Genomic DNA, 26,496 nt, shown 5'->3' on the forward strand with positions numbered 1-26,496 from the left:
TTTATAACTTTTCTATTGGATAGATTTTATACAAAGAAGGTAATAATGTATAAACAACAATATTTTATTTCTGGCAAGGTACAAGGAGTTGGTTTTAGATTTTTCACAGAGCAAATAGCAAATAATATGAAACTAAAAGGATTTGTAAAAAATCTAAACGATGGAAGGGTGGAAATTGTAGCTTTCTTTAAGACTAAAGAACAAATGAAAAAATTTGAAAAATTATTAAATGGGAATAAGTATTCAAACATTGAAAACATTGAAAAAATAGTTTTAGATGAAAATTATCCTTTTCAATTTAATGATTTTAAAATTTATTATTAGAGCTTGCCTCTCGTTTAACGAATACCTTAACCCTTTTATTTTTTGGTTTAACATTGCGCACATAAGAATTGTTATTCTTAGAGCAAGGCACACCAGTTCTAAAAAAATGTTCGACTTTAAATTTCAAAAACTCTAAAGACTTTCTGTTTCTACAAAAAATATTCAAATTGCCATCAGAGAATTTAATATCAAGCCCACAATTACAACTTGTTTTTAAAAAACTGCACGAAATAAAACTACCATTTGAACTATTTCTATTAAAAAGAATAAAATATTTTTTACCTCTTTTGGAGTCTTTAAAATAAATTCTAAGCCATTCCCCTGCTGGCTTAACTGAAGCCAATCTATCATAAAGATAAGAAATGTAAATCGTTCTATTGTTATTAGATTTTAAAATTTTTTTAAAAAAATAATGGGGACCTATTTTCATATAAATTATATAATATCTTATTAATAAAATATTTCCTAATATTTTCCAAATGCATTGATAATGCCTGAATTTAAAAAAACAAAAACTATAGCTTATAATTAAAGATTATTGATAAGTATTCTGTAAGTTTTATATAGTTATAATTGTATCCATATGTGACTTTAAAAGCTTTACGAATTTTAACATTTAATCCTCTAACCATTGCCAAAGTTTCTAAATTGTCCTTTAACATCAAATTTTTAATTACAATCAACGTTTTAATGTAATTATCATCAAATATATGATGTTCTTTTATCAAACTTTCTAAACGATCCATTGTAAGAATAGAATAAGTAGCTTTACGTCTAACATATGTATAAATTCTTTGATTAAGCAATGTTAATAAGTTATTATCTGCCTTATCATCTAAATTGTCTAAAACATACCGATTATAATGAAAGGCCGTTGTTATGTCATTTGGCTCGTGCCCCAAAACCTTCGTTATCCAATAATTCATTTCCATGTTTTTGGGCGCAAATGCAAGATAAGAAAATTTACAATAAATTGCTCTGCAAAAATAAACAGACTCTTCAGGAGCAAAAATATTATTAAAAATTTGACGAAACAATCTATTATAACTGTATGCAAGATTTGAAGAGATTATCTCTTTAGTAAGATTCTCGGTCTGCTCCATATAGCGTATTTCTTTTATGGAATTAATTATTAATTCGGGATCTGCAAAAGCTGGAAAAACAACTTCATTAACAATATTATTTTCTCGCTTTTTTGCAATAAACTCCATACGAATATGATTTTTATCTGCGATATAAAATTGTGAAAGCTTCATTACTTCAACAGGACGACGTCCTATTGCCATTAAAACTCCATAAAATTTCAATCTAATATCTCGGTTTTGATTCAGTAAAAGCTTAATTATTTCAATATAGGTATTTAAATTAATTTTAACAAATATCTGCTCTTTCCTATAACTATTAATTTTTTCAATTTTATATTTATGAGCATAATCATTTAGCCATTTTGGAGTTACAAACAAATCTATAAAATATTGAAAATAGGGTTTCTCATCATTCATTTGATTTAAAAATATTAACTCTTCTATTTTTTTTCGATCTTTAATTCCTATATTTTTTAATTCTTTTATTCTTCTTGATTTCCAAAAAAATAAAAAAGTATTATCTCTTCTAATCCTTTCAATTACTGAAAGATTAATATATTCTTTAATTATTTTACGAGTCTTTGAAAGATTTAATATTATTGAACGATTTGTAAATTTATCTTTTCTAAAAAGAATAGCTTTGTGATTCTCTGCAAGAATTTTTATTTTTTCTTTCAATTTTAAATACGAAAGCTCGTTATTGAGATATTTTTTATATAGAATTTCTAATTCTTTTCTAAATATTTCAAAATCATTTTTTATCTTCACTTTTGGAGGCATATTAATTCAATTATACCAAGTTTAAAATCTTTAGCTAAGTAAAAAATTTCTGATTTTAAAAAAATATGCTTATATATTAAATTAAATTATATAATATGTACTAGGATACATAATAAACCAAAGAAATATTCTATTCACACCGATCAATCTTTTTATTAATTTAAATCATAAAATAATAAACTTCGAATTTTAAATAAATTCTTTTATCTCCCAAAAAAAGAGCTATTTATAATAGCTCTCTAATATTGTGTATCACAAGTTTTGTAATAGCAATTCCAAAAAAATTTCCTATTCTTTTTCCTGCAAAAGTAGAGCCTTATCATACGCTTTAATAAAGGGTAAATACATAAATACTGAAATAATCAATAATAATAAAACCAGAACAAACGATTTAATATCAAGCCCTGTAGAAAAAAAAGCTGCAATAGGAGCAGGGGTTGTCCATGGAACCAGAGTTCTAACCCTTTCAATAATTCCAAAATTAGTAAGAGTATATGCAACAATTATATTAAATATAGGGATAAGTAAAAAAGGAATACCTAATATGGGATTTAAAACTATTGGTGCACCGAACATAATGGGTTCATTAATATTAAAAAGACCAGGCGCAAATGAAAGTCTACCTATAGCCTTTAGATGTTGGGATTTACTAAGCATCATAGCAATAGCAAGCCCGAGAGTTGCGCCAGCACCACCAATATACACAAATGAATCAAGAAATCCCCCCGCCAAAATATGAGGAAGCGGAAGATTGTCAGAAAGAGCCCTAATATTAGAATCAAGATTTGACAAAATTATAGGATTAAGCAGAGCAATAATAACATTGGTACCATGAAGACCGCAAAACCATAATATATGAACAATAAAAGAAATTGTTAAAGTCCCAACTAAAGTATCGCTAATTTGCAAAACAGGCCTAAACATGCTCATAATTATTTCGGGGAAAAGGCTTCCCAAAGAACTTTGAATAGCAATATTAACACTTTGAGCTACAATTGAAAGTACAACAACAGGAATTAAAGCTTCAAAAGATTTTAAAACAGCAGGCGGAACAGACTCTGGAAGCTTAATTGCCATATTTTTTTGAACTAAAAATTTATAAACCTCAACAGAAAAAATAGCAGCAATAATAGCCGTAAATACTCCTTGAGCACTAAAATATCTTGCATCAATTATAGGAAACCATGAATTAGGCTGAATTCCCCATTTAGCAGCATCTCCACCGTAAGGTATCCAATCTGATTGTCCAGCTAAAATTAAAAATGTATAAAGAGATAAAAATCCTCCTGTAATACCACTAAGTTTATAATGATTAGATAGGTTATAACCAATACCAAAAACAACAAATATAGACATAATACCCATACTTACATAAAATGGCTGAACAAGATTTCCTTTATATTTAGCCATTAAATCAACATACCACTGTTGGTATAACAATGTTTGAGAATCTGTAAAGGGCAAATTAACTAAAAGTAAAATAAAAGAACCAACTATCAAAAAGGGCATAGAAAAAGTAAAGCCATCTCTTAAAGCAATTAAATATCTATTTGAACCAATTTTACTAGCAACAGGAACTAAAGTAGTTTCAATAAAATCTTGAAAATTCATGAAAACCATCCTCCAATAAAAACTAATTAAAAGTTATAATTAATAACTTATAATATTTATTATAATATAATTTATCCATCAATAAAAACTAATTAAAAGTTATAATTAATGGCTTACAATATTTATAATAATATAGTATAATTAATATCAATGATAATAAAATCCTTATAAGATATATATATAATAAAATTATTTATTTTAAATATATCTTATAATATAATATTTGTAAGATATATTAAATAATATTAATTATTGCTTTATAAATAAAAGGAGAATATTTTATACATGAATAAAAAAATATATAGCATAGAAGAATTAATAGACAAAATAAGTATGCCTGTTGTAGCTTACTCTGGTGAGGCTAAAAGCTTTCTAAGAGAAGCTTTAGAATATGCCAAAAACAAAGAATATGACAAGGCAGAGCTTACTATACAAGAAAGTAAAAAATCTATTGCAAAGGCCCATGAAGCACACAGAGAAATAATACATCAATCAGCCACTAATCCAAACTCTGTTAAAACACCTTTTATTTTAATTCATGCTGAAGATCATTTAATGTCTGCAATTTCAGAATTAAGCATTTTTGAAGAATTAATCAATGTTTATAAAATAATAAATGAAATAAAAAAATAGGAGAAAATATGAACATACTACTTGTATGTGGAGCTGGAATGTCCACAAGTATGCTGGTACAAAGAATTGAAAAATATGCCAAATCAAAAAATATAAATGCAACAATTGAAGCTATTGCTGAGACACGCCTTAGCGAAGTTGTTGACCGATTTGACGTTGTTTTACTTGCACCACAGTCAAGATTTAATAAAAAAAGACTTGAAGAAATCACAAAACCCAAAGGAATTCCAATCGAAATAATTAACACAATCGATTATGGAACAATGAATGGCGAAAAAGTATTACAACTTGCAATTAATGCATTTAACAATAAAAGTTCTGTTTAAGGAAGGCTAAAATGAAAGAAATTGGAATATCCATATACCCTAATGTAAGTCCTAAAAATAAAATTATTGAATATCTCGAGAAAAGTGCTCATTTTGGATTTACTCAAGTATTTACCTCTTTGCTCTATATTAACGGAAATGAATTTGACATATTCAAAGAATTACTTAGCATTGCAAATAAAAACGAAATGAAACCTATTATTGATGTAAGTCCTGAAATTTTCAAAGAATTAGGCATCGATCTTTCAAATCTTAGAAATTGTCCAAAACTAGATTATTTTAAAAAGCTTGGCGCCTGGGCAATTAGATTAGATAATACATTCACAGGCATTGAAGAATCATTAATGACTTTTAACGACTCTGACCTTAAAATTCAACTTAATATAAGCAATATAAATAAACATATTGATACAATAATGTATTTTAAGCCTAATATAAAAAATTTACTTGGGTGTCATAATTTTTATCCTCACAAATATACAGGACTTTCAAGAAATTTCTTTAAAGAAACAACAAAAATATTTAAACATTATTCAATCCCAACAGCCGCATTTATTAGCTCTAATAATGCAGAAGAATGCGCACGAGGGAAAGAAAAAGAAGGCGTTCCTACACTAGAATCACATAGATCTAAAGATATAGAAACCCAAGCAAAAGATCTTTTCAAAGAAGGAATAGATACGGTCTTAATTTCTAATTGTTTTCCAAGTGAAACAGAACTAAAAAAAGTATCAAAGGTAAACAGAAATATTTTAGAGCTCAAAGCAGACCTAAATCCAAATGCAAATTCAGTAGAAAAAGAAATAATCCTTGAAAATTTACATTTTAATAGAGGTGACATTAATTCCTATAGAATTCGATCAACTATGCCAAGAGTGTACTACAATAATAAAAAATTTCCTGTGCATTCTCCAAATGAAATTAAAAAAGGAAACATCCTAATAGATTCTTCAGAATACTTAGGTTATACCGGAGAACTTCAAATAGCACTAAAAGATACCCCAAATAATGGTCTTGTAAACGTAGTTGGGAAAATAATCAATGATGAAATATATCTACTTGAAAAAATAGAACCTTGGGAAAAATTCAAAATAATAGAAAATAAATAAATGCACTAATAAAAAGTTTCTTTATTTTAAAAATTTTTCAATTGCTTTAAGGACATAATAATAAACAGTAATGTAGGACTCTCTTAAATCAAGATTTTTAGAACTATCAAGAAAATATATAAACTCATTGGTAGAAGAATTAAGGTCCTCAATCTTATTTTTAAGTTCAAAATCCCGATTAATAGCTCTTATGTCGTCCAAATTAAAAATAATAGTGGCAAAATTCTGAATATTACTATTGATGCTATTTTTAAAAGAAATTTTTTTGTCAAAACTATTAATATCGCTAAATTCGGGTTCATTTGAATTTAAATTAGAAATTGTTAATTTAAACTTACGATCAAAAAAAATACCAAAATCATAGGTTAATAAGTTTACTTTTTTAGAACTTAAAGCCAATTTCATTATAATATTATTGCTAAATTTATCTAAAATAAAAAAATAAGAATAATAACTAATATCTTTAATAGAATCAAAGTAATTCTTAGTATGAATGCCGGTTTTAAATTTACCATCTCCTAACGATTCATACAAAGCAATCTCGCTTTTTATTACCTCATCCAAAGGTCTAATAAAAATTGAAGAAACACTAATATTGCATGAAAACAAAAAAATAATAAAGGGAAAAATAAAATTAAACTTTTTTTTCATCTAAAATTTCTCATTTAATATACTAAAATATATTAATATTAAACAAAAGCTTGCATAAAAAGTATAACAAATTCTTTAATAATTAAAATCAAAAAGAATATAATTATTGCACTAGAATTAAATTTATACAGTTATATAGAATCACTTAAGGAACAAAAAATGAAATACCTTAAAAACATTTCCTTATTTTTGTTAATTTTAGGTTGCAAATCCATCCCAAATGGTAATTTCAATCTACACGATACAAACCACAAATTAGGAAAACTAAAATTTCAAGAAGACTCAATAATAAGCAGAAATTATGACAATAAAATATCCATTGTGGGAGTATACAACCCTTTAACAGAAAAAGAAAATTTTAAAGTCAATATTTTCATCAAAAAAAAAGGATTACAAATAGATCCTGAAAACATTTTGATAAATGAAGAAAAAATTAATTATTCAAAATATAAAGCAGAACTCAAAGTAAAATCTAGCTTTAATAAAAGCATTATTAGTATTTCAATAACTAATTCAAGAGATCTATTAACCTATATTTACGATAAAAGCACAGGAAAATACATTAACATTGACTTTAAGGACAATTGGAATGTATCACATAGCATAAAATTTAATAAGGAGTATATTTTAGCATATATAACAGATTTTGATAAAGAAATTAAAATATCTAAAAATATTTTGCAAAAACGTATTGATAATAGAAAAATTGAAATTGAAAAAACAGAGCTTAAAACAGAATATAATGAAATAGAGGATTATTACATCTACAGTATGAAAATTCCAAAATTATTTGAAAAATCAGACACCCCCTCAGAAACTTACGAAACATTTGTTATAGCAAATTATTACCCCTGTGAAAATTTAAATATACTGTTTTTGAATTTAAGCTTATACTCTGATCAATTACGCTTTTTAAACTCTATTTATGATGAAAATGATAGAAAATTAAAAATGGAGCCTCCTGTGAGAGCTTTAAAGAATTCAAAAACAATAAAAGAAACATTAAATATAGTATTAAGTCCACAAAAAATAATAGAGCTAGCAAAAAACATTGAAAAAGATATTACTCTAAAATTAAAATCTTACGGGGAAAAGGGAGAATTCACATTTGAAATATATAAACCACTTCTTTTAAAATTCTTAAAAGAAGTAGATCATTGCATAAAAAATTTGCAATCAAGTAGACATAAATTTTAACTTATTGAATCTTACGCATTTGATTGCAAATTCACCAACAAAACTTTACTTTTTTAAATAAGTGTATTATTATTAATTTCAGTGCTTAATGCAATAAAAGATCAAACGATAGGAGCTTAAAATGTATCAAATAAAAACCAACAAGATGCCTTTTAATAAAGTAGTAGACCGAAGATTGAAAATATTTTGGGTCATCCAAAAACTAAGCGCCAACTACTTCATATCTAAAAAAAAATACTCTCTAAGCAATGTTGTAGCAATGACAAATTCTATATTAGAAAAAAAAGGATTCAAAAGGGTTACTAAAAGAACAATACAAAATGATATAAAAATTTTTGAAACTTTAGGATTAATTAAAAGTCATTTTAACCCACTTGGAAAAAATAATGGAAGTTTTACTTACTATACCATAAACAAAGCCCTTGAAAAATTCGCTAAAAAAATTATAAGTACAGCATATTTTATTGATAAAAAAACAAAGCATGAAAAATCAAAAAATAAGCAACTAAAAAAATTTAAAATAATAGAAGAATCTCAAAAATACAAAATTTCACATCAAATAACTTCACATGTATTAAGTAATAATATAAGTAAAAATTATAAGAATTCTAAGTATTCTTTTAGAAGAAACAATCAAAACATAAAAAACACTATAAATTTCTTAGAAAAAGAAATAAAAAAAAAATCAAAATCAATAAATCTAGAAGAAATAAAAAAAATAACAGAAACTGACATAACTTATAAAAATTCATTATGGAACTTAAAAGATTTTATGGAAGAATTAAAAGAATATGAAGAAAAAAAAATTATAAAATTTTATAAAAAAAATCTAGAAAAAAAGAAACAAAAAATATGGTTTATGGCAAAAAAATTCAAAAATACAGACTTTAATGAACTAATAAAAGAATTTAAAATTAAAAATAAAAAGGAAAGAAAAAGAAATTATGAAAACGAAAATCAAATCAGTGCATCAAATAACATAAAAAATGCTATTGTATTAATGAAAACTCTAATAAAAAAACAAAAACATGAAAGAAAAATTAAAAAGTAAAGCAAAAATAATATAATGAAAAACAAAGAAACAAAAAAAAATTTTTTCAACAAAATTGAAAAATTAGAAAACAAAATTATCTATCACACAAAGATCTTTAGCATGATAAATAATTTTGAAGCAAAACCAAAAAAAGGAAAATTTTGGCTATGTCTGAGAAATATATTTAATAATAAAAAATATGAAAGTTTTCATTTATTTTCAGTAAAAGAAAACGATAAATTTTTAGGAATTTTTTATGGTTTTACAAACCTACCAAGACCATTTGTTATAAATTATTCAGAAAAAGGAGCAAAAAAAACCATAAGATTAAAAAAAATATTTTATATGGAGTTCAAATTCAAAAAAGGAAGCGTCTTTTGTTATTTAAGAAGCTTATATATATTCACCAAGATAAAAAATAAAAATAAAATTTTTTATAAATCTCTTTTAGAAAGAACTCTAAAAATTGAAGAAGAAATACATAGATTTTATGGTAAAAAATATGAAAGTAATAAAGGAATAGTAAATTGGATAAAAAAAACCCAAAAATAATAACAATTGCATCAATAAAAGGAGGGGTAGGAAAGAGTACAACATCATTAATGTTTGCAAACATACTCTCAAAAAAAAATAATAAAATATTATTAATAGATTTAGATCCACAAGCAAGTAGTACAAGTTTTTATATTAATATATTAAGAAAAAAAAACCTTAGTCCAAAAGATATCAATATATATAAAGTTCTTAAAAAAGAAATAGACATAGAAAATTCAACAATCAAAATAGATAATAATACAGATTTCATAGCAAGCCACATAAACCTGAGTAAATTTAATGAAGAAAGCATTTCATTAAAAGAAAATTTACTTAAAATTTTCTTAAGTTTTATTCAAAGCAGATACGATTTTATTATAATGGATACTGCGCCAACATTAGGAAGTTTGCTTAATAATAGTTTAATCATCTCAGATTACTTAATCATACCTTTGCCAACAGATCAATGGGCAATTGAAAGCTTAGATCTAATAACTAGTAGGCTTGATGATCTTTTTAGAAAGGATTTGCCAATATTTTACTTGATAACCAAATTTATTGAAAGACAAAATATTGATAAAGAGCTTAAAAAGTTTATTGAGTGTGAATATAAAGGCAGATTTTTAGGAAGTGTTCCAAAAAGAGACAATTTACGTAAAACCATTTTTTACAGAGAAGAATTCAATTCTAATGAAGATTATTATAAAGCTTATGAAAAAATACTTGAAAATTTTTTAAGCATACTTTCAAATTAGTTCCATATGGAACTAAAAGTTCCATATGGAACTAATTTGAAAGTATGCAATGTGGAGTAAAAACAAAAAATGAAATTAAATAAAAAAATAGAAATTGTTAAAAGGGTTGAGATAAATGGAAATGAAATAAAAAAAAGCAGAGAATCTAGATACTTAAAATTGAAAGAAAAATTAAAAATTTTGATAAAAGAGGAATCTTACAATAAAATTGAAACAGCCCGAATTTTAAAAGAAATTAATGATAATAAGTATTACGTTATAGACAAATATAAAAGTTTTGGTCATTTTATAAAAGATTATAATATGGCAAAAACTACTGTTTATAGATACATTAAACTGGCAATAGGAATTGACAGCGGTAAAATCAATTATGAATTAATTTTAAAAAAAGGAATATATTATGCTATGCAATTATTAGAAAATAGTGAGATTATAGACAATTCAAAAAGGATATTAAATCGGTCACTTAGGCTAAAAATTGAAGACGAAAAAAGCTTTAATTTTTATAAATCAAATACAAACTTTGCAAGTTTCTTGCTAAAAGAGATATATTATGATAATCAAAAACTACTTATAAATATTAAAAATAAATATGACAATTTGAAAGATAAAAAATAATATTATACTTTTATAAAGTAGTACTACTATATTAAAAAAATGTTTCAAAAACACTTTACAAAAAAATAAAATACTATATAATAATCTATATAGATTGAGATGCAATGTCTCGCTCTTGTTGTTTGATTAGAATAATAAGTTGGCTACCATAGGGTAGCCTTTGTCATTTTTGCAAAGGATTAAAATAGGAATTATTTACCCTCTATATCAATTCTATTTTGCAATAAAATTTATTTTAAACTGAAAGTAAAAACCAATAAAGATTATAAAAATTAATTTTTATAATCTTTATTTTCAATCGATTCAACCATTACTAGAAAGTCCAAAATTTTATATTTTTTCAAGCTTAAATCTTCCAATCCAATTCTAATTTTAACTTCCTTATTCTTATAAGAAGCATCTTCTTCTTTAATCATCCTTTCCAATAAAGATTTGGTCAAAACAAATGAGGAATAATTAATCCAGTTGCCAAAAAAATGGTTATTATCTCTTTTGTAGCTTACTTTTCCCTCAATTTTAGTTCCATCCGGCAGCAATAAAGGATTCTGTTCTGTTATACTATGGTTTCTAAACCTTGTGTATAATACTATTTTAGTTATTCCTGTTTTATAATTAAAAATACCCTTAAGTTCTGCATTTTTATTTAAGCTTTGGTATATTCTAAATGTTTTTCCAAATTGATCGTGCTCAACGTTTAAGGAAGTGCAAGATATTAATAAAAAAAATACCAACAATTTTAAAAATTTTAATTGATTTTGATATAATATCATATTCCTCTCCTTTGATAAAAAAATTATAAACTAGTGAACATAATAATATATTTTTTATTAGATCATTGCAAACAATTTTTGATAAATTAATTTTCCATTTCTTTAAATCATTATTTTGGGGGCTTCTTGGTTACTACTTTTGTTTAGTATTGCTTTTGCTAGAAATGTATAAGAAAGTTTTTAGCCTTTTAAAAGATGTTTTAAAAGCAAGAAAGTTCTTTACAAGAACTTTTATTGCCACAAAGGAAGTGTTAAGTATGAAATTTAATCCTAATTTTTTAAAATTCAATACTAATTTATTTTTTTAATAAAAAAATAATAAATTTAAATAAATCTAATTTACAAATAGATAAATAATGAAATTTAAAATTATTTTTTATATGTATAATAATCATTGAAGAGCAAGCAATAAAAGATTATAATCTTTTCAATATAAGATCAATTATTTTGCTTATTGAATGTAAAATACTAATTTTATTTTAGAATAATTTAAGTGCTTTTAATAACGTTAATGTGAAATTATATTTCATATATAATAAAATATAGGCAAAATTTAAATTTATAAAAACTTATAAGGATGCTTGTATGAAAATATTGATAAAAAAGTTAAAAGTTGTATTAATTCTCAATTTAATCTTACTTATTTCTTGTGCTAATGAAAGTAATGGAAACAAATTGGTTTTTAAGCTAAATATTGGAAGTGAACCTGCTACTTTAGATGCTCAATTAATAAATGATACGGTTGGATCAGGGATTGTAAGCCAAATGTTTCTTGGCATTTTAGATGGAGATCCTAGGACTGGAGGGTACAGACCGGGACTTGCTAAAAGTTGGGATATTTCTGATGACGGAGTAGTTTATACGTTTCATTTAAGAGATAATCTTGTTTGGAGTGATGGAGTTGCCATTACTGCCGAGGGAATAAGAAAATCTTATCTTAGAATTTTAGATAAAGAAACCGGCTCATCTTTTGTTAACATGATTAAGTCCGTTATAAAAAATGCAGAAGAGTATTTTGACGGCAAAGCAAATGAGTCTGAGCTTGGAATTAAAGCTCTTGATGAAAAAACTTTAGAAATAACGCTAAAATCTCCAAAGCCATATTTTCTTGATATGCTAGTACATCAAACATTTATTCCTGTACCAATGCACGTTATTGAAAAGTATGGGCAAAGGTGGACAGACCCTGAGAATATGGTTGTTAGTGGTCCTTTCAAATTAAAATCTCGAGTTTTAAATGAAAAGGTTGTTCTTGAAAAGAATAATAAATATTATAATTCCAAAGATGTTGTTCTTGACGGTATTATATTTTTTATCGCAGATAATAGCATTACAGCTTATAATATGTATTTAAATGATGAGCTTGATGCAATTTTTAAGAATGTCCCACCAGATTTGCTTAAGGATCTTAAGCTTAGAGACGATTATTATTCAATGGGTATTAATTCAACCTCTTTTTATTCTTTGAACATGAAAGTAAAACCGCTTGACAATGTTAAAGTTAGAAAGGCGCTGTCTTTTGCTATTGATAGAAAAACTTTAACAGAGAGCGTTCTTAATGATAGTTCTATTCCTACAAGAAGAGCAACTCCAGATTATATTGATTACTCTTATAAAAGCAATTTAAGCTTATTTGATGCTGAAATGGCAAAGAAGCTTTTGGCAGATGTAGGGTATCCTAATGGCAATAATTTTCCTTTATTAAAAGTAAAGTACAATACGAATGATCGCCAGAGAAAAATTGCTGAATTTATTCAAAATCAGTGGAAGAAAAACTTAAATATTAATGTCCAGCTTGAGAATGAAGAATGGTCAACATATATAAATAGCAGGGTAAATGGTAATTATGAAATAATAAGGGCAGGATGGTCAGGAGATTATGCTGATCCTATGACATTCTTAAGTATCTTTCAAACCGAAAACACATCTTTTTCATCTTATGGATATTCAAATTCTGAATATGATGAACTTTTAATAAAATCAGATAATGAAAGAGATATTTTTAAAAGACAGGAAATTCTAAAAAAAGCAGAAGCAATAATAATCGAAAGAGATTTTCCGGCTATATTTCTTAATATAACTTCTTCTAGTTATCTTTTTAGAAACGACAAATGGAAAGGTTGGGAGCCAAATATTTCAGAAAGATTTAATTTATCTGAAATAAAACCAATTAAATGATTTATGTTTTTTTCTAATTGTAAATAGTTTATAGCTATATCTTTTGGTTTAGCTATAAACAAAAATAAGAAATGAATTCTTAATTTAAGAATTCATTTCTTTAGCTTAATTGTTTCAGAATTATTATTTTTAAATAGAGTAAATACTAGTATATTAATGCTAGAAAAAGCATTGCAAAAACATAAGGCTATATTTATTATTCTTTTCCTACCAAGGTCGTGATTTCTTTAAAAGAAGGATGTAATACTTTAATTTTTTAAAGATGTTAGTTATTTAATTTGATAAATGTTTTTTTATTTTTATGTTATGTTAAAAACATCGTGAGGATGGGATTCTTTTAATGAAGAATGACTTATTTTTACAAACTTAGAATTTATTTTTAAATCAGATATTGAGGCTGCTCCTAAATAGCCCATTCCAGACATTAAACCGCCTTTTAATTGAGTCAAAATATCTTTCAGTTTTCCAGAATACGGCACCATGCCTTCAATTCCTTCGGGGACTAATTTTTTAGGTTCGTTGTTTTCTAGTTGAAAATATCTTGATTTGGAGCCTCTTTTCATAGCAGAAATGGAGCCCATTCCAACGTAAGATTTGAATTTTTTTCCATTGTAAATTATTTCTTCAGAAGGAGATTCTTTTGTGCCTGCAAAGAGATTGCCTATCATTACGCTATCAGCTCCTGCTGCGATGGCTTTAACCACATCTCCTGAAAACCTAATTCCGCCATCTGCTATAATGCAAATATTTGTACTTTTACAAGCCTCATAGACATCGCAGATTGCTGTTATTTGGGGAACTCCAACTCCCGCAACGATTCTTGTTGTGCATATGCTACCCGGACCTATTCCTACTTTTAAACAATCTGCTCCTACACTTATTAAATCTAATGCGGCTTCTTTAGTTACTATGTTGCCAGCAATAAGGTCTAAGTTTGGGTACTTGGTTTTAATTGTTTTGACAAGCTCTATTATTCTTGTAGAATGTCCATGTGCAGAGTCTATGACAAGTATATCTACATGTGCTTTTACAAGCTCTTCAACTCGTTCTATGGTATCAATATCAATAGAAACAGCAGCGCCTACTCTTAGCTTGTTATTTAAATCTTTGCATGCATTAGGAAAATCTTCTTTGTGTTCTGCATTTTTGTATGCATCGGATTTTTCTAGATGTTGTTTTGCTGTAAATATTTTGGGTTTTTGCTCATTTGTATCTCCATTAGTGTTAATAGTCTTTTGAAATTTATATGTTTTTACTTTTTCTATCTCTTTTCTTTGAGCTTCTATTGACATATTTTTATGTATAATTCCTATTCCACCCTCTTTAGCAATGGCTATTGCCATTTGGCTTTCTGTAACAGTATCCATTGCTGAGCTTAAAAATGGTATGTTTAGGGATATGTTTTTTGTTAATTGTGTTTTTAAACTAACCTCACTAGGTAATACAGATGATTTTCTTGGAATTAAAGACACATCATCAAAAGTTAAAGCTTCTTTTGTTATCTTATTTGGCATAAAGTTTCCTTTTTATTGTTCTTATTATTCCCATTCTATGGTTGATGGAGGCTTAGAAGATATATCATAACAAACTCTATTTATACCCCGAACTTCATTAATTATTCTTGAAGAAACTTTTTTTAAAAAACTGTAAGGAAGTTCAGTCCATTCTGCAGTCATGAAGTCTTGGGTATTTACACATCTAATTACAGCTGTATATTCATATGTCCTTTGATCTCCCATTACGCCCACAGATTTGACAGGAAGCAATACAACAAATGCTTGTCTTATTTGATAATATAAATCATTTATAAAAAGCTCCTCTGTTAGAATATTGTCTGCTTCTTGTAAGATATTTATCTTTTCTTGTGTTACTTCTCCAATTATTCTTATAGCTAGTCCTGGGCCTGGAAATGGGTGTCTGTAAAGAGATTCTTTTTTAATTCCTAGATTTATTCCTATTTGAATTATTTCATCTTTAAAAAATTCATTCAAAGGTTCTAAGAGTTTTAAACTTATCTTATCTGGGAGCCCCCCTACGTTGTGATGAGACTTGATTTTTGAAGAAGAGCTGTTTTTTGATTTAGATTCAATTACGTCAGAATAAATTGTTCCTTGAGCTAAATATTCTATATTTTGATCTTCTAGAGTAATTTTTTCAAAAACATCTACAAATTCTTTTCCTATTATTTTTCTCTTTTCCTCAGGATCACTTATATTTTTCAAACGGTTCAAGAATTTTGTAGAAGCATCAATATATTTTATATTTAAATCATATTGATGCTTTAATTCTAGTATTTTTTTATCTTCATTTTTACGCAACAATCCTGTGTTTATAAAAACGCAGATCAAATTTTCGTTTATAGCTTTTTTTATAAGTAATGCGCAAACTAAAGAGTCTGTGCCACCAGAAAGCCCTAAAATAACCTTTTTGTTTCCCACTTTAAGCTTAATTTTTTTCACAATGGTTTCTAGATTGCCTTCTAATGACCAATTAATTTGGGCTTGGCAAATTTTAAAAACAAAATTTTTAATTATTTGATCGCCAAATTCAGAATGAGTTACTTCTGGATGGAATTGTAGTCCGTAAATTTTTTGAGTTTCATTTGATATAGAAGCAATACAATTTTTTGTAAAAGCTAATTGTTTGAAATTATCAGGAATTTTTTCAATACTGTCTCCATGACTCATGATAATTTGAAATTTGTTTGGAAGTTCTGAAAATAAAAGAGATTTTTCATCTTTTAGAAAGATTTCAGAGCTTCCATATTCTTGCTTGGAGTCTTTAGATACTAGGCCCCCAAATAATTTAACAATTATTTGCATTCCATAACATATACCCAAAACAGGTATTTTTAAATTAAAAATTTCCATATCCAAGGTAGGAGCTTCTTTTGAATAAACAGAAGCAGGACTTCCGCTTAGTATTATTCCTGAGATATTCATATTTTTAATTTCTTTTAAAGGAGCATAGTAAGGCATTACTTTTGTATAAACGCCAATTTCTCTAATTCTTCTTGTAATTAGTTGACTGTATTGGGATCCAAAATCTAATACAAGTATTGCCTGAGCATTCATCATATAAGTCCTTAGAATAAATTAAAAGTTTTCTTATCAAAGTACATTTCATTTAATTTTAGCATATTTAGCTTTGCTTATTTCGATTTTAAAATCAAATTAAGACATCATTTTTTCAAATTATTCAAAATATTGAATAATTTGAAAAAATAATTTTTTATTTGAAAAAATTGAAAAACAAAATTGTTGAACTAATAATTCATAAATAAAAAGGAGGCACAAATTAATGAAAAAGAATACATTAAGTGCAATATTAATGACTTTATTTTTATTTATATCTTGTAATAATTCGGGGAAAGATGGGAATGTATCTGCAAATTCTGCTGATGAGTCTGTTAAAGGACCCAATCTTACAGAAATAAGTAAAAAAATTACAGATTCCAATACAGTTGTGTTGGCTGTAAAAGAAATTGAGACTTTGATTGCATCTATAGATGAACTTGCTAAGAAAGCTATTGGGCATTTGATAGTCCAAAATGGTTTAAATGCCAGTCCGGCTCAAAACGGATCATTGTTGGCGGGAGCCTACGTAATATCAACCCTAATATCAGAAAAATTAAGTGGATTGAAAAATGAGGAATTGAAGGAAAAAATTGAAGCTGCTAAGAAGTGTTCTGAGAAATTTATTGGCAAGCTCAAAGGTAGTCACGCGCAGCTTGGTCAGTCTGCTCTTGCTGATGATACAGCAAAAGAAGCTATTCTAAAAACACATCCTACTAAAACTAAGGGTGCTGAAGAACTTAAAGAATTATCCGAATCAGTAGGGGACTTAGCAAAAGCAGCTAAAGAGATGCTTGCTAATTCAGTCAAAGAACTTACAAGTCCTGTTGTGGCAGAAAGTCCAAAAAAACCTTAATTAAGATCAATATTATAAGATTAATTTGTTTTAAAAAAGTAACTGGAAAAATAAAGTCAATATAAGTCAAGAAAGATTTCTTGGCTTTTATTTTTTTATTTTCTCAAAAAATTTCTTAAAATTCATTTTAACTTTAAGCTCTTCTCTTAAAGAATAAAAACTTATTACAAAAGCCGTTAATAAATTAAATTTAAGTATTTAAATATAAACAAAATTGGGTGTTAGAAATTTAATTTTAAATACTTAAGTAGGAAACAGTTTGGGTAAATTTTTAAAGATAATAGTAGTTTCTTTGGTTTTATGTGAGATTTTATAAAATTGTTCAATAGACTTAACTATTTAAAAGATAAAGACCCTTTTTTATGATTTATATTTAGGTTTTTGAAATTGCAAATTTTAAATTTTTTTTATAAATAGCAAATCGGTTAATAAATATAAATAAATTTAATAATAAAAACTAAACACAGTATTATCATTACTGGAGAGATTTTATTTTTTTTATTTTCCAATAAATTAAGTATTATGTTTATTAAAACATAAAATATTATTCCAATACTTATCCCCGAAGAGATATTGTATGTTAAGGGAATTAAAAAAAGTATTAAAAAACTGGGAATATTTTCTCTTATATTAGAGAAATTAATTTTCAATATTTCTCTACACATTGAAAATCCTACATATATTAGTGCTGCAGCAGTTGCACTGGCAGGAACGGCAATAAATAATGGTGAAAGGAATATTGCAATAAAGAACATTATTCCCGTTACTATTGTTGTAAGTCCAGTTTTACCACCTTCTTCTATTCCTGTGCAACTTTCAATGTATGCGGTTACAGTTGAAACTCCCATTATTGCCCCAACAGTAGTAGAAATGGCATCAATTAAAAATATTTTGCCGACATTAGGAATTTTTCCATTTTTGTCTAACATATTACCTTTTGCTGCCACTGCTATTAAAGTGCCCAAAGTATCAAATAAATCGTTAAACAGCAATACCAATACAATTGTAATAAAACTCCAAAAATGTTTGCTTAATATGTAGGAAAAATCTAACTGGTTAAATATTGGCCCAATAGATTCGAATCTTAAAATTCCATCTGGAAAACGTATTCCAGCAGCTACTGCGCTTTCTGGACTAAAGGTTGCATATATCCAAGCTATGGCAGTGACTGAGCAAATTGCCCAAAGTATACTTCCCCTTACATTTAATTGTTCAAAAATTACAATAAAAAATAATCCTAAAAATGTAAATAAAACTTTCAAGTCAATGAATGATCCAATTCCAACCAATGTAGCATCATTTTTAACAATAATTCCCCCATTGACAAAGCCAATAAAAGCAATAAAAAGCCCTATTCCAACTGTAATAGAGTATTTTAAATTTACCGGTATGGAATTTGCAATACTTTCCCTAGCTCTTGATAAAGACAGTACAATAAAGATTAGCCCCTCGATAAAAACAGCAGCTAGTGCAACTTGCCAAGGAATATTCATTCCAATTACTACAGAAAATGCAAAAAATGCATTAAGACCCATACCCGGTGCTAGTGATATAGGGGTATTAGCATAAAGCCCCATTAATATACTAGAAAATGCTGATGTTAAGCAAGTTGCAGTAACTAATGCGCCAATTGGCATACCTGTGCTAGATAATATTGCCGGATTAACAGCTATTATGTATGCCATGCTTAAAAAAGTGGTAATACCACCGATAATTTCTTTTTTATAATCAATGGTTTTGTTTTTAAATTGAAATAATAATGTTTCTTTGGATTGATTCATTACAAATTACTCCTCAAATTTTATTTTATATCAAAAATAAAACCAACGCTATTTATTGGATTTTGATCTATTAATAAAATATATTGATAAATCAAATTTTATAGAAATATTAATAGCCATAAATAAATTTAATAATAAAAATTAAGCATAATATTAGCAGTACAGGAGAAATTTTAATCTTTTCTTTACTAAAAAAATTAAATGATACATTTACTAAAATATAAAATGCTGCGCCAACAAAAAATCCTGAAGAAATGCTATAAGCTAAAGGAATCAAAAAAAATATTAAAAAGCTGGAAATATTTTCTCTAATATTAAAGAAATCAATTTTAATTATTTCTCTACACATTGAAAATCCCACATATATTAATGCTGCAGCAGTTGCGCTAGCAGGAACGGCAATAAACAATGGGGCAAAAAAAACTGCAAATAGAAATAATGTTCCAGTTACAATTGAAGTAAGGCCCGTTTTTCCACCCTCAGCAATTCCTGTAAAACTTTCAATATAAGTAGTAACAGTGGAAACACCCATTATTGCTCCAAAAGTAGTAGCAATGCCATCTACCAGTAATATTTTTTTTGCATTAGGAATTTTTCCATTTTTATCCAACATGCCACCTTTTGTTGTAACGCTTATTAAAATACCCACAGTATCAAATAAATCATTGAACAAGAGAATAAAAACTATTGATATAAAAGTCCAAAAATGCTCATTTAAAACATAAGAAAAATCTAATTGATTAAATATTGGTTCAATGGATTCAAATTTTAAAACCCCGCTGGGAAGTTGTATTCCAATAGCCTGGGCGCCTTCTAAATTAAATATTGCATACATCCAGGCTATGGCAGTGACTGAGCAAATTGCCCAAAGTATACTTCCCCTTACATTTAATTGTTCAAAAATTACAATAAAAAATAATCCTAAAAATGTAAATAAAACTTTTAAGTCAACAAATGATCCAATTCCAACCAATGTAGCATCATTTTTAATGATAATTCCCCCGTTGACAAAGCCAATAAAAGCAATAAAAAGCCCTATTCCAACCGAAATAGAATATTTTAGATTTATTGGAATAGAATTTATAATTTGCTCTCTTACTCTTAAAAAAGATAAGAGAATAAAAATTAGTCCTTCAATAAAAACAGCAGCTAATGCAACTTGCCAAGGAATATTCATCCCAATTACTACAGAAAATGCAAAAAACGCATTCAAGCTCATTCCAGAAGCTAATGCTAAAGGCGTATTGGTATAAAGTCCCATTAGTATAGTAGAAAATGCTGCTGTTAGACAGGTTGCGGTAACTAGCGCACCAATTGGCATGCCTGTGTTGGACAGTATTGCTGGGTTAACAGCTATAATATATGACATACTTAAAAAAGTAGTAATGCCCGCAAGAATTTCCTTTTTATAGTTAATATCACTGTTTTTAAATTGAAAAAATAAACCTTTTACATATTTACCCATAAAACTTTCCTTTTTATTGTTTAAAAATATTTTCAATAATAATTATTAGGCTTTTAATTCTTTTTAAAGGCCTATTGCGCCTTATTAAGCATATTGTTCTGAAAAAGAATATCTTCGCTGTCGGGTAAGTTTGAAAATACAATAGTTTTAATAATCTTTTCAGAACTATTTGTAATAACAAATTTTCTCGCTTTAATAAGCTTTAAATAAGCTTTTAAAGAAATGTCTCTTCCAACGCTAAAAAAGGTTTGAAGATATTTATTATCAATTAGCTTATGCTGATTAAATAGAAATAAGGCAATTATATCATTTCCAACTTTTAAAAATAAAGGTTCTTTGTACCTTAAGTTCCAAGTATTAGAAACAGTAAAATAATGTCTTAAAGAAATTTTATTATTCTCTTGAATTAATTTAATATATTTGGAATCTTTTTTTAATTCGGGAATGCCATCAAAATAGATTGTAGAACAAGACAGTGTTAAAAATAGCAAATAAAAAAGTAATAAATATTTTTTAAAAATTTTCAAGAAAGTCCATAATATGTAAGTTTTTTTATAAAATTTTGTTTTTAAATGCATATTCTAAAGTATTTTTTGTATTCTTGAAATTAACATCAATAAATCTTGGATCATATTGCAAGGTATCCTTAGTCCAAACCTGAAAAGAATCCTCGTTAAATAAAAAGACTAGCTTTTTGTAAGGGGTTAAAGCTTTTGACATAAGAGTAAAATTATCTTTATCAAGATTAATGTACAAAAACTTAAAATTTCCAATACTAACTACCTTAGAAATGGCAATACTTCCAATATATTTATTGTCTTGAATTAATTTTAAATAACCTTTAGTAAAATTTAAATTTGAATCTAGCATAACATTTAAAAAAACACTAAATTTATTACTCAATTTATCTTTTTTAATGTATATTTGACTTTCTGGATAAAAATAAAGGAAATAATCTGCTCTTTCAATTTTTTCAAAATTCTTTTCTAAATCTTCAGCAATATTTAAAATCTTGCAAGAAGAGCAAATAAAAACCATTAAAATCAAATAAAAACAGTATTTCATAATTAACTTATATTATACAATACAGAAAGGAGAGTATTTATATTAAATGAATGAAAACAAATTCAGCTCTTGTATTGAAAATTCTAAAGCCTATTCGGATTATATAATATCAAAACATAAAATATTGCTTATTCCTGTTCCTATAGTAAAAATTGCCATGGGGGAAGATCTTAAAATTTTCGAAATAAGCTTTCAAGATAAGAATAAAGATTTTCCAGGATATATTCAATTAAATAAAAAATCTTTATATATAAATGAAAACATGAGTCTTGAAAATAAAAGATTTACAATAGCAAAATACTTGGGGCATTATTTGATGCATCAAGATCAAATAAAAAATCTATCTAAAAATGAAAACTATTATAATGACATTCAAGATAGTCAAATGGTAACAGAAGCTAACATATTTGCAGCAAACATATTGATTCCAACAACCACATTAAAATTAAAATTATCTCAATATAAATCTAAAGAGTACCCCCAAAAAACAATAGCAAAAGAATTCCAAGTAACTGAAAATATAATTTATTTAAAATTAAGCATAATTAATGATCTTGTCAAAATAGATAAAATAAAAAAGGGTAAAAAATTTTTAAAAATTAAAAACACAAAAGAAAAAATAGAAGCTAACATCTATCTCCACAATACAGATAAAATTAAAGAATCAATAGCTCTTGATTTGGAAAAATATGAACTTGAAAAAAAAGAACGAATTAAAAAAATATTTGAAGATCTGGAGTAAAAAGCTTTCTCAAGTTAAAAACTTTTTGAGTATATATTCCATCTTTACATTCGCCAAGACTAAATAATTTTTACTCTTAACAAGAGAATCTAAATGGTTTTTTGCAATTACAATCCAATACTTATTATCCATAAATTTTTTAGCAGTTGGAAAATTTATTTTCAATGAAAAATTTTTCATAATTTTTTGTTTTTCAAGATAAGATAAAACTTCTGCCTTAAAAGATGCGCCTTGGGTCAAGCTATAAGCAATAAGTATTCTATATAATTTCTTATTATAAATAAAAAGGTCTTTAATAAAATTAATATTATTATTGAAACTAGATTCATCAACGTAAATATAAGCACTATTTTTACTATCACTCAAGCTTTCAAAATCAGATGAATAATGTAAATGTTCGTAGTCTTTTATTTTAAAATTTGAAATCTTCAAATCAGGATAATTCATTAAAGATGATAAAACAGTTAAATTTATTTTATCTTTTTCTGGTATTTTTACCAAAGATATAGTTGAACAACCATAAAACAATAAAAAATAAACGGATATTAAAAACTTCTTCATTTAATGCCTAATTGTATGCTTTTAGTAAAATAAAGTAAAGTAAATAAAAATATATAAATATTTTGATATAATTTAAAAATAAACTTTAAAAGGATGTAAAATGAGTTATTATGTGCTAAGCAAAATATTTCTATATTCTGGGTACCTTGTTATTGGATTTTTATCTTTTACAATTTTCAATAAAAATTTAAGAAATAAAATCAAAGATAAATTAAAAAATTTATACTTTTTATATTATTTAACTTTTTTTACTCTTTTTATTATTAGTTCAAATTCATCTTATTACTTCACTGAAAAGCAATTATTAAAGGATTTCAATATTTTTGAAAAAGAATTTTTTGAAATACATAAAATAAACGAACAATTTTTTCAAAAATACCTACTAAATTTTCCAGTACCAATAAGAATGGAATTGATGTCAAAATTTGATCCTCTATATACAGTGTTTAATGCTAGTTTTGAGAAATATGCTAAAAACATTGGAAAAAGTTCTTATGAAATTCAAACAAATTATAAAAATTACATCGGGGCAACAAATTCAGAAATTAAAGAAAAACTAGAACAAATAAAAGAAAATATTACTCCTATTTATAATAAATATAAATTACCTATTCTAAATGGAAAAAAAACAGAAATAAGTATTGATGAGAATGGAAATATTATTCCTGTTATAAAAAATGCAAACGGACAAATAACAGAATTACTGTTTTACGATCAAAATTATAATTTAATCCCCTTTAAAAAATTTGAAAGCTATAAAGTTAGATTTGATCTAATCCCAGAAAATAAAAACATAAACTTCAAAGAACTAATAAACGTTTACTATCTTGATGAAAAAAATATTATCACTCCCATAGAATATTATAAAAATAATATAGATACGAGCCCTTATTACATAGACTTGCAAGAAAATAAAGATGATTTTCTTAAGACAATAAAAATCAAAAAAGAATATGGTTTATACATTGAGAAAAAAAAGCAACTACAAAATTTAACTGAAAATGATAAACTTGATGATTTTAAAGAATTTTTATCAAAAAATAATAATATTTTTTCACCAAATACAATATTTTCCAACGGCAATCCAATATTTACTTATGCCATAAATGTAAAAGCAAAAAGTATTATAAATTATTTAATAACAAAAGAATTTAATATTAATTTAACAAATCAAAGTTCTCAAACAGCTCTTCATAGTGCCATAATTCAAAAATATGATTTAAATTTTATTAAATCACTTATCGAAAAAGGCGCTAATCCAAATATCAGAGATAGCGACAATAAACTACCCATAGATTACTCTGACAAAACTAGTGAAATCTATAAATATTTAATCGGAATTTAACTTTACAATGCTAATTGATGATTAATTCCATTGTAAACACCCTAAGCCAAATTGATCTTATTTATTTCTAAATTTAATTTAAAATAATTTCAATAAAAATAAAGATTATAAGCAATGCTTTATAACAAATGCCATGAAATTAAAGGGAAAAACAATCTTTAATGTTTTTTAGAAATACAAAATTTTATAAACAGCAATTCAATATACTATCATTTATTCTATACTGATATTTACAAGATTAAAAAATCTTGTTAAGATATTAAGCGTATTATTCAAATTAATTATTTTAATTAATTAATTAATTTGCACTTAATAAAAAGGGGAAAATTATGTCAACATCATCAGCATCTATATCTATATTTACAATATTACAAAAAATAGGAAAAGCCTTCATGCTTCCAATAGCACTTTTACCAGCAGCTGGAATTTTATTGGGAATTGGGGGAGCATTTACTAATGAAACAATGATTCAGGCTTATGGATTGGAAGAAGTCCTTGGAAAAGGAACTGTTGCTAACTCAATACTTTATCTTATGAAATATACAGGGGAAGTAATTTTTGCTAACCTGCCTTTAATGTTTGCAGCGGCAATTCCAATCGGACTTGCTAAAGTAGAAAAAGGAACAGCTGCTTTAGCAGGAGTAGTGGGATTTTTGGTTATGCATCAAACTATAAATGGGATTTTGTATATACAAGGAATCACACCAGAAAGCGCAAGCTTAAAAGCACTATTGGAATTAGGAATGCCTGAAACAGCTGCAACTGCAAAAAGTCAGGAATATACAAGTGTACTTGGAATATTCTCTCTTCAAATGAGCGTAATGGGGGGATTGATAGCAGGATTTGTTGCTGTCTTTCTTCACAACAGATTCCATAATATTCAATTACCCACATTCTTAGCATTTTTTGGAGGCACAAGATTTGTGCCAATTGTAACTACAATGGCAATGTTTGTAGTAGGAATATTTTTAACATTTATTTGGCCTTTTATCCAAGGTGCAATGACTTCGTTTGGAAGAATTGTAGAACAATCAGGACTTTTTGGAACATTTGCATATGGAGCAATAAAAAGATCTTTAATTCCATTTGGACTTCACCATATATTTTATTTACCATTTTGGCAAACAGCTGTTGGGGGAACACTGGAAATAAATAACGAATTAATCTCAGGAGCACAAAATATATTTTTCAAACAACTTGCAGATCCCAATACTGTACACTTTGAAGTTGCAAAAGGAACAAGATTTTTTAGCGGGGAATTTGTTGTTATGATTTTTGGATTACCTGGGGCTGCGCTTGCTATGTACCATACATCAAAACCTGAAAATAAAAAAAACGTAGCTTCATTACTACTATCTGCTAGCTTTACATCAATGTTAACAGGAATTACAGAGCCTCTTGAATTTGCATTCCTTTTTGCAGCACCAGCACTTTATTACTTTATATATGTTCCTCTTTTTGGACTAGCATATCTTTTAACACACCTTTTAAACGTAGGAGTTGGACTAACATTTTCTGGCGGATTTATAGATATGTTCCTATTTGGAATACTTCAAGGAAATAGCAAAACAAATTGGATAGCAATTCCTATCTTAGGAATCTTCTACTTTATTGGATTTTACTTTATATTTAAATTTGCAATCATGAAATTCAATCTTAAAACAATAGGAAGAGAAGACGAAGAGATGGAAAAAACCATGATGAGTTCAGAAAAAACAAGCTTATCAGAAACCGCTTCAAAAGTATTAGAGGGTCTTGGAGGAAAAGATAATATTACATACATTGATGCATGTGCATCAAGATTAAGAGTTAATCTAAAACAAATAGAAGTCATTAAATCAGACGCCTATTTCAAAAATCTAGGTGCCAGTGGAATATTAAAAAAAGGAAATAGTGTCCAAATTGTATTTGGAGGATTGTCCGATAATATAAAAATGGGAATCGACAAGCTTATGTAAAATTTTTAAAATATAATATAAAAACAGCTAATCCAATAGAAAAAT

General features: G+C 26.4%; 26 protein-coding genes. 14 read left to right on the top strand and 12 right to left on the bottom strand.

The window, feature by feature from the left end:
• Positions 1-45: 45 nt before the first annotated feature.
• Entirely contained in the window at positions 46-324 is a 279-nt protein-coding gene (locus tag BSV1_RS05630) for an acylphosphatase (protein ID WP_012672995.1), read from the top strand.
• On the opposite strand, the gene BSV1_RS05635 is transcribed toward BSV1_RS05630, so the two are convergent.
• The 3 genes from BSV1_RS05635 to celB all read right to left on the bottom strand — a co-directional run bounded on the left by BSV1_RS05635 (position 308) and on the right by celB (position 3,800).
• Positions 308-754, bottom strand: a complete 447-nt coding sequence (locus BSV1_RS05635; protein ID WP_012673001.1) for a hypothetical protein — start codon at positions 752-754, stop codon at positions 308-310. The genes BSV1_RS05630 and BSV1_RS05635 overlap by 17 nt on opposite strands.
• An 85-nt stretch (positions 755-839) precedes the next feature.
• Positions 840-2,189 (bottom strand): telomere resolvase ResT, encoded by a 1,350-nt coding sequence (resT, locus tag BSV1_RS05640; protein ID WP_012672990.1) that lies wholly within the window; start codon positions 2,187-2,189, stop codon positions 840-842.
• A 288-nt stretch (positions 2,190-2,477) separates the two neighbouring features.
• Complete coding sequence (gene celB / locus BSV1_RS05645; protein ID WP_012672993.1) at positions 2,478-3,800, bottom strand: PTS cellobiose transporter subunit IIC; 1,323 nt, start codon at positions 3,798-3,800, stop codon at positions 2,478-2,480.
• A gap of 285 nt (positions 3,801-4,085) precedes the next feature.
• Here celB and BSV1_RS05650 point away from each other — a divergent pair, with 285 nt between their 5' ends.
• The 3 genes from BSV1_RS05650 to BSV1_RS05660 are packed head-to-tail and all read left to right on the top strand — an operon-like array spanning position 4,086 to position 5,868.
• Positions 4,086-4,433, top strand: a complete 348-nt coding sequence (locus BSV1_RS05650; RefSeq protein ID WP_010258204.1) for a PTS sugar transporter subunit IIA — start codon at positions 4,086-4,088, stop codon at positions 4,431-4,433.
• Between the two features lie 8 nt (positions 4,434-4,441).
• Positions 4,442-4,759, top strand: coding sequence for a PTS sugar transporter subunit IIB (locus BSV1_RS05655; RefSeq protein ID WP_012593119.1), 318 nt, complete (start codon positions 4,442-4,444; stop codon positions 4,757-4,759).
• An 11-nt stretch (positions 4,760-4,770) separates the two neighbouring features.
• Positions 4,771-5,868, top strand: coding sequence for an alpha3-beta1 integrin-binding protein (locus BSV1_RS05660; RefSeq protein ID WP_012672997.1), 1,098 nt, complete (start codon positions 4,771-4,773; stop codon positions 5,866-5,868).
• Positions 5,869-5,889: 21 nt separating this feature from the next.
• On the opposite strand, the gene BSV1_RS05665 is transcribed toward BSV1_RS05660, so the two are convergent.
• Entirely contained in the window at positions 5,890-6,519 is a 630-nt protein-coding gene (locus tag BSV1_RS05665; protein ID WP_012672984.1) for a hypothetical protein, read from the bottom strand.
• A gap of 159 nt (positions 6,520-6,678) precedes the next feature.
• Between BSV1_RS05665 and BSV1_RS05670 the strand changes: the two genes are divergently transcribed.
• The 5 genes from BSV1_RS05670 to BSV1_RS05690 all read left to right on the top strand — a co-directional run bounded on the left by BSV1_RS05670 (position 6,679) and on the right by BSV1_RS05690 (position 10,656).
• Complete coding sequence (locus BSV1_RS05670) at positions 6,679-7,716, top strand: hypothetical protein (protein ID WP_012672983.1); 1,038 nt, start codon at positions 6,679-6,681, stop codon at positions 7,714-7,716.
• Positions 7,717-7,837: 121 nt separating this feature from the next.
• A complete protein-coding gene (locus BSV1_RS05675; RefSeq protein ID WP_012673002.1) occupies positions 7,838-8,767 on the top strand; it encodes a plasmid maintenance protein in 930 nt (309 codons plus the stop codon).
• Between the two features lie 15 nt (positions 8,768-8,782).
• On the top strand, positions 8,783-9,301 hold the full coding sequence (locus BSV1_RS05680; protein ID WP_012673000.1) for a DUF226 domain-containing protein: 519 nt from the start codon (positions 8,783-8,785) through the stop codon (positions 9,299-9,301).
• On the top strand, positions 9,277-10,038 hold the full coding sequence (locus BSV1_RS05685) for a ParA family protein (protein WP_012672982.1): 762 nt from the start codon (positions 9,277-9,279) through the stop codon (positions 10,036-10,038). Before BSV1_RS05680 ends, BSV1_RS05685 begins: the two co-directional genes overlap by 25 nt.
• 69 nt (positions 10,039-10,107) lie before the next feature.
• Entirely contained in the window at positions 10,108-10,656 is a 549-nt protein-coding gene (locus BSV1_RS05690; RefSeq protein ID WP_012672985.1) for a chromosome replication/partitioning protein, read from the top strand.
• Positions 10,657-10,928: 272 nt separating this feature from the next.
• On the opposite strand, the gene BSV1_RS05695 is transcribed toward BSV1_RS05690, so the two are convergent.
• Positions 10,929-11,426, bottom strand: coding sequence for a hypothetical protein (locus tag BSV1_RS05695; RefSeq protein WP_012672998.1), 498 nt, complete (start codon positions 11,424-11,426; stop codon positions 10,929-10,931).
• Positions 11,427-12,011: 585 nt separating this feature from the next.
• Between BSV1_RS05695 and BSV1_RS05700 the strand changes: the two genes are divergently transcribed.
• Positions 12,012-13,604 (top strand): peptide ABC transporter substrate-binding protein, encoded by a 1,593-nt coding sequence (locus BSV1_RS05700; protein WP_012672991.1) that lies wholly within the window; start codon positions 12,012-12,014, stop codon positions 13,602-13,604.
• Positions 13,605-13,903: 299 nt separating this feature from the next.
• Here BSV1_RS05700 and guaB read toward each other — a convergent pair whose 3' ends face one another.
• Positions 13,904-15,118, bottom strand: coding sequence for an inosine-5'-monophosphate dehydrogenase (guaB, locus tag BSV1_RS05705; protein ID WP_012672979.1), 1,215 nt, complete (start codon positions 15,116-15,118; stop codon positions 13,904-13,906).
• Positions 15,119-15,142: 24 nt separating this feature from the next.
• The gene (gene guaA, locus BSV1_RS05710; protein ID WP_012672986.1) at positions 15,143-16,678 is read right to left on the bottom strand and encodes a glutamine-hydrolyzing GMP synthase; all 1,536 of its coding nucleotides are present in this window, start codon (positions 16,676-16,678) and stop codon (positions 15,143-15,145) included.
• Between the two features lie 226 nt (positions 16,679-16,904).
• Here guaA and ospC point away from each other — a divergent pair, with 226 nt between their 5' ends.
• The gene (gene ospC, locus BSV1_RS05715) at positions 16,905-17,534 is read left to right on the top strand and encodes an outer surface protein OspC (protein ID WP_012672980.1); all 630 of its coding nucleotides are present in this window, start codon (positions 16,905-16,907) and stop codon (positions 17,532-17,534) included.
• A 425-nt stretch (positions 17,535-17,959) separates the two neighbouring features.
• Here ospC and BSV1_RS05720 read toward each other — a convergent pair whose 3' ends face one another.
• The 4 genes from BSV1_RS05720 to BSV1_RS05735 form a co-directional block, all read right to left on the bottom strand.
• Positions 17,960-19,315 (bottom strand): NCS2 family permease, encoded by a 1,356-nt coding sequence (locus tag BSV1_RS05720; RefSeq protein WP_012672996.1) that lies wholly within the window; start codon positions 19,313-19,315, stop codon positions 17,960-17,962.
• A gap of 109 nt (positions 19,316-19,424) precedes the next feature.
• Complete coding sequence (locus BSV1_RS05725) at positions 19,425-20,780, bottom strand: NCS2 family permease (RefSeq protein ID WP_012672981.1); 1,356 nt, start codon at positions 20,778-20,780, stop codon at positions 19,425-19,427.
• 71 nt (positions 20,781-20,851) lie between these two features.
• Positions 20,852-21,358, bottom strand: a complete 507-nt coding sequence (locus BSV1_RS05730) for a hypothetical protein (protein WP_039949760.1) — start codon at positions 21,356-21,358, stop codon at positions 20,852-20,854.
• Complete coding sequence (locus tag BSV1_RS05735) at positions 21,333-21,845, bottom strand: hypothetical protein (protein ID WP_039949762.1); 513 nt, start codon at positions 21,843-21,845, stop codon at positions 21,333-21,335. The genes BSV1_RS05730 and BSV1_RS05735 overlap by 26 nt, the downstream gene beginning before the upstream one ends.
• Before the next feature lie 46 nt (positions 21,846-21,891).
• On the opposite strand from BSV1_RS05735, the gene BSV1_RS05740 reads away from it, so the two are divergent.
• Positions 21,892-22,587 (top strand): ImmA/IrrE family metallo-endopeptidase, encoded by a 696-nt coding sequence (locus BSV1_RS05740; protein ID WP_012672994.1) that lies wholly within the window; start codon positions 21,892-21,894, stop codon positions 22,585-22,587.
• A gap of 9 nt (positions 22,588-22,596) precedes the next feature.
• Here BSV1_RS05740 and BSV1_RS05745 read toward each other — a convergent pair whose 3' ends face one another.
• A complete protein-coding gene (locus BSV1_RS05745; protein WP_012672999.1) occupies positions 22,597-23,148 on the bottom strand; it encodes a hypothetical protein in 552 nt (183 codons plus the stop codon).
• A 100-nt stretch (positions 23,149-23,248) separates the two neighbouring features.
• On the opposite strand from BSV1_RS05745, the gene BSV1_RS05750 reads away from it, so the two are divergent.
• Positions 23,249-24,493: an ankyrin repeat domain-containing protein gene (locus BSV1_RS05750; RefSeq protein ID WP_012672978.1), complete on the top strand. Its 1,245-nt coding sequence runs from the start codon at positions 23,249-23,251 to the stop codon at positions 24,491-24,493.
• Between the two features lie 329 nt (positions 24,494-24,822).
• A complete protein-coding gene (locus BSV1_RS05755) occupies positions 24,823-26,451 on the top strand; it encodes a PTS transporter subunit EIIC (protein WP_012672992.1) in 1,629 nt (542 codons plus the stop codon).
• Positions 26,452-26,496: the final 45 nt, after the last annotated feature.

The sequence above is a fragment of the [Borrelia] finlandensis genome (assembly GCF_000181875.2).
Lineage (GTDB): Bacteria > Spirochaetota > Spirochaetia > Borreliales > Borreliaceae > Borreliella > Borreliella finlandensis.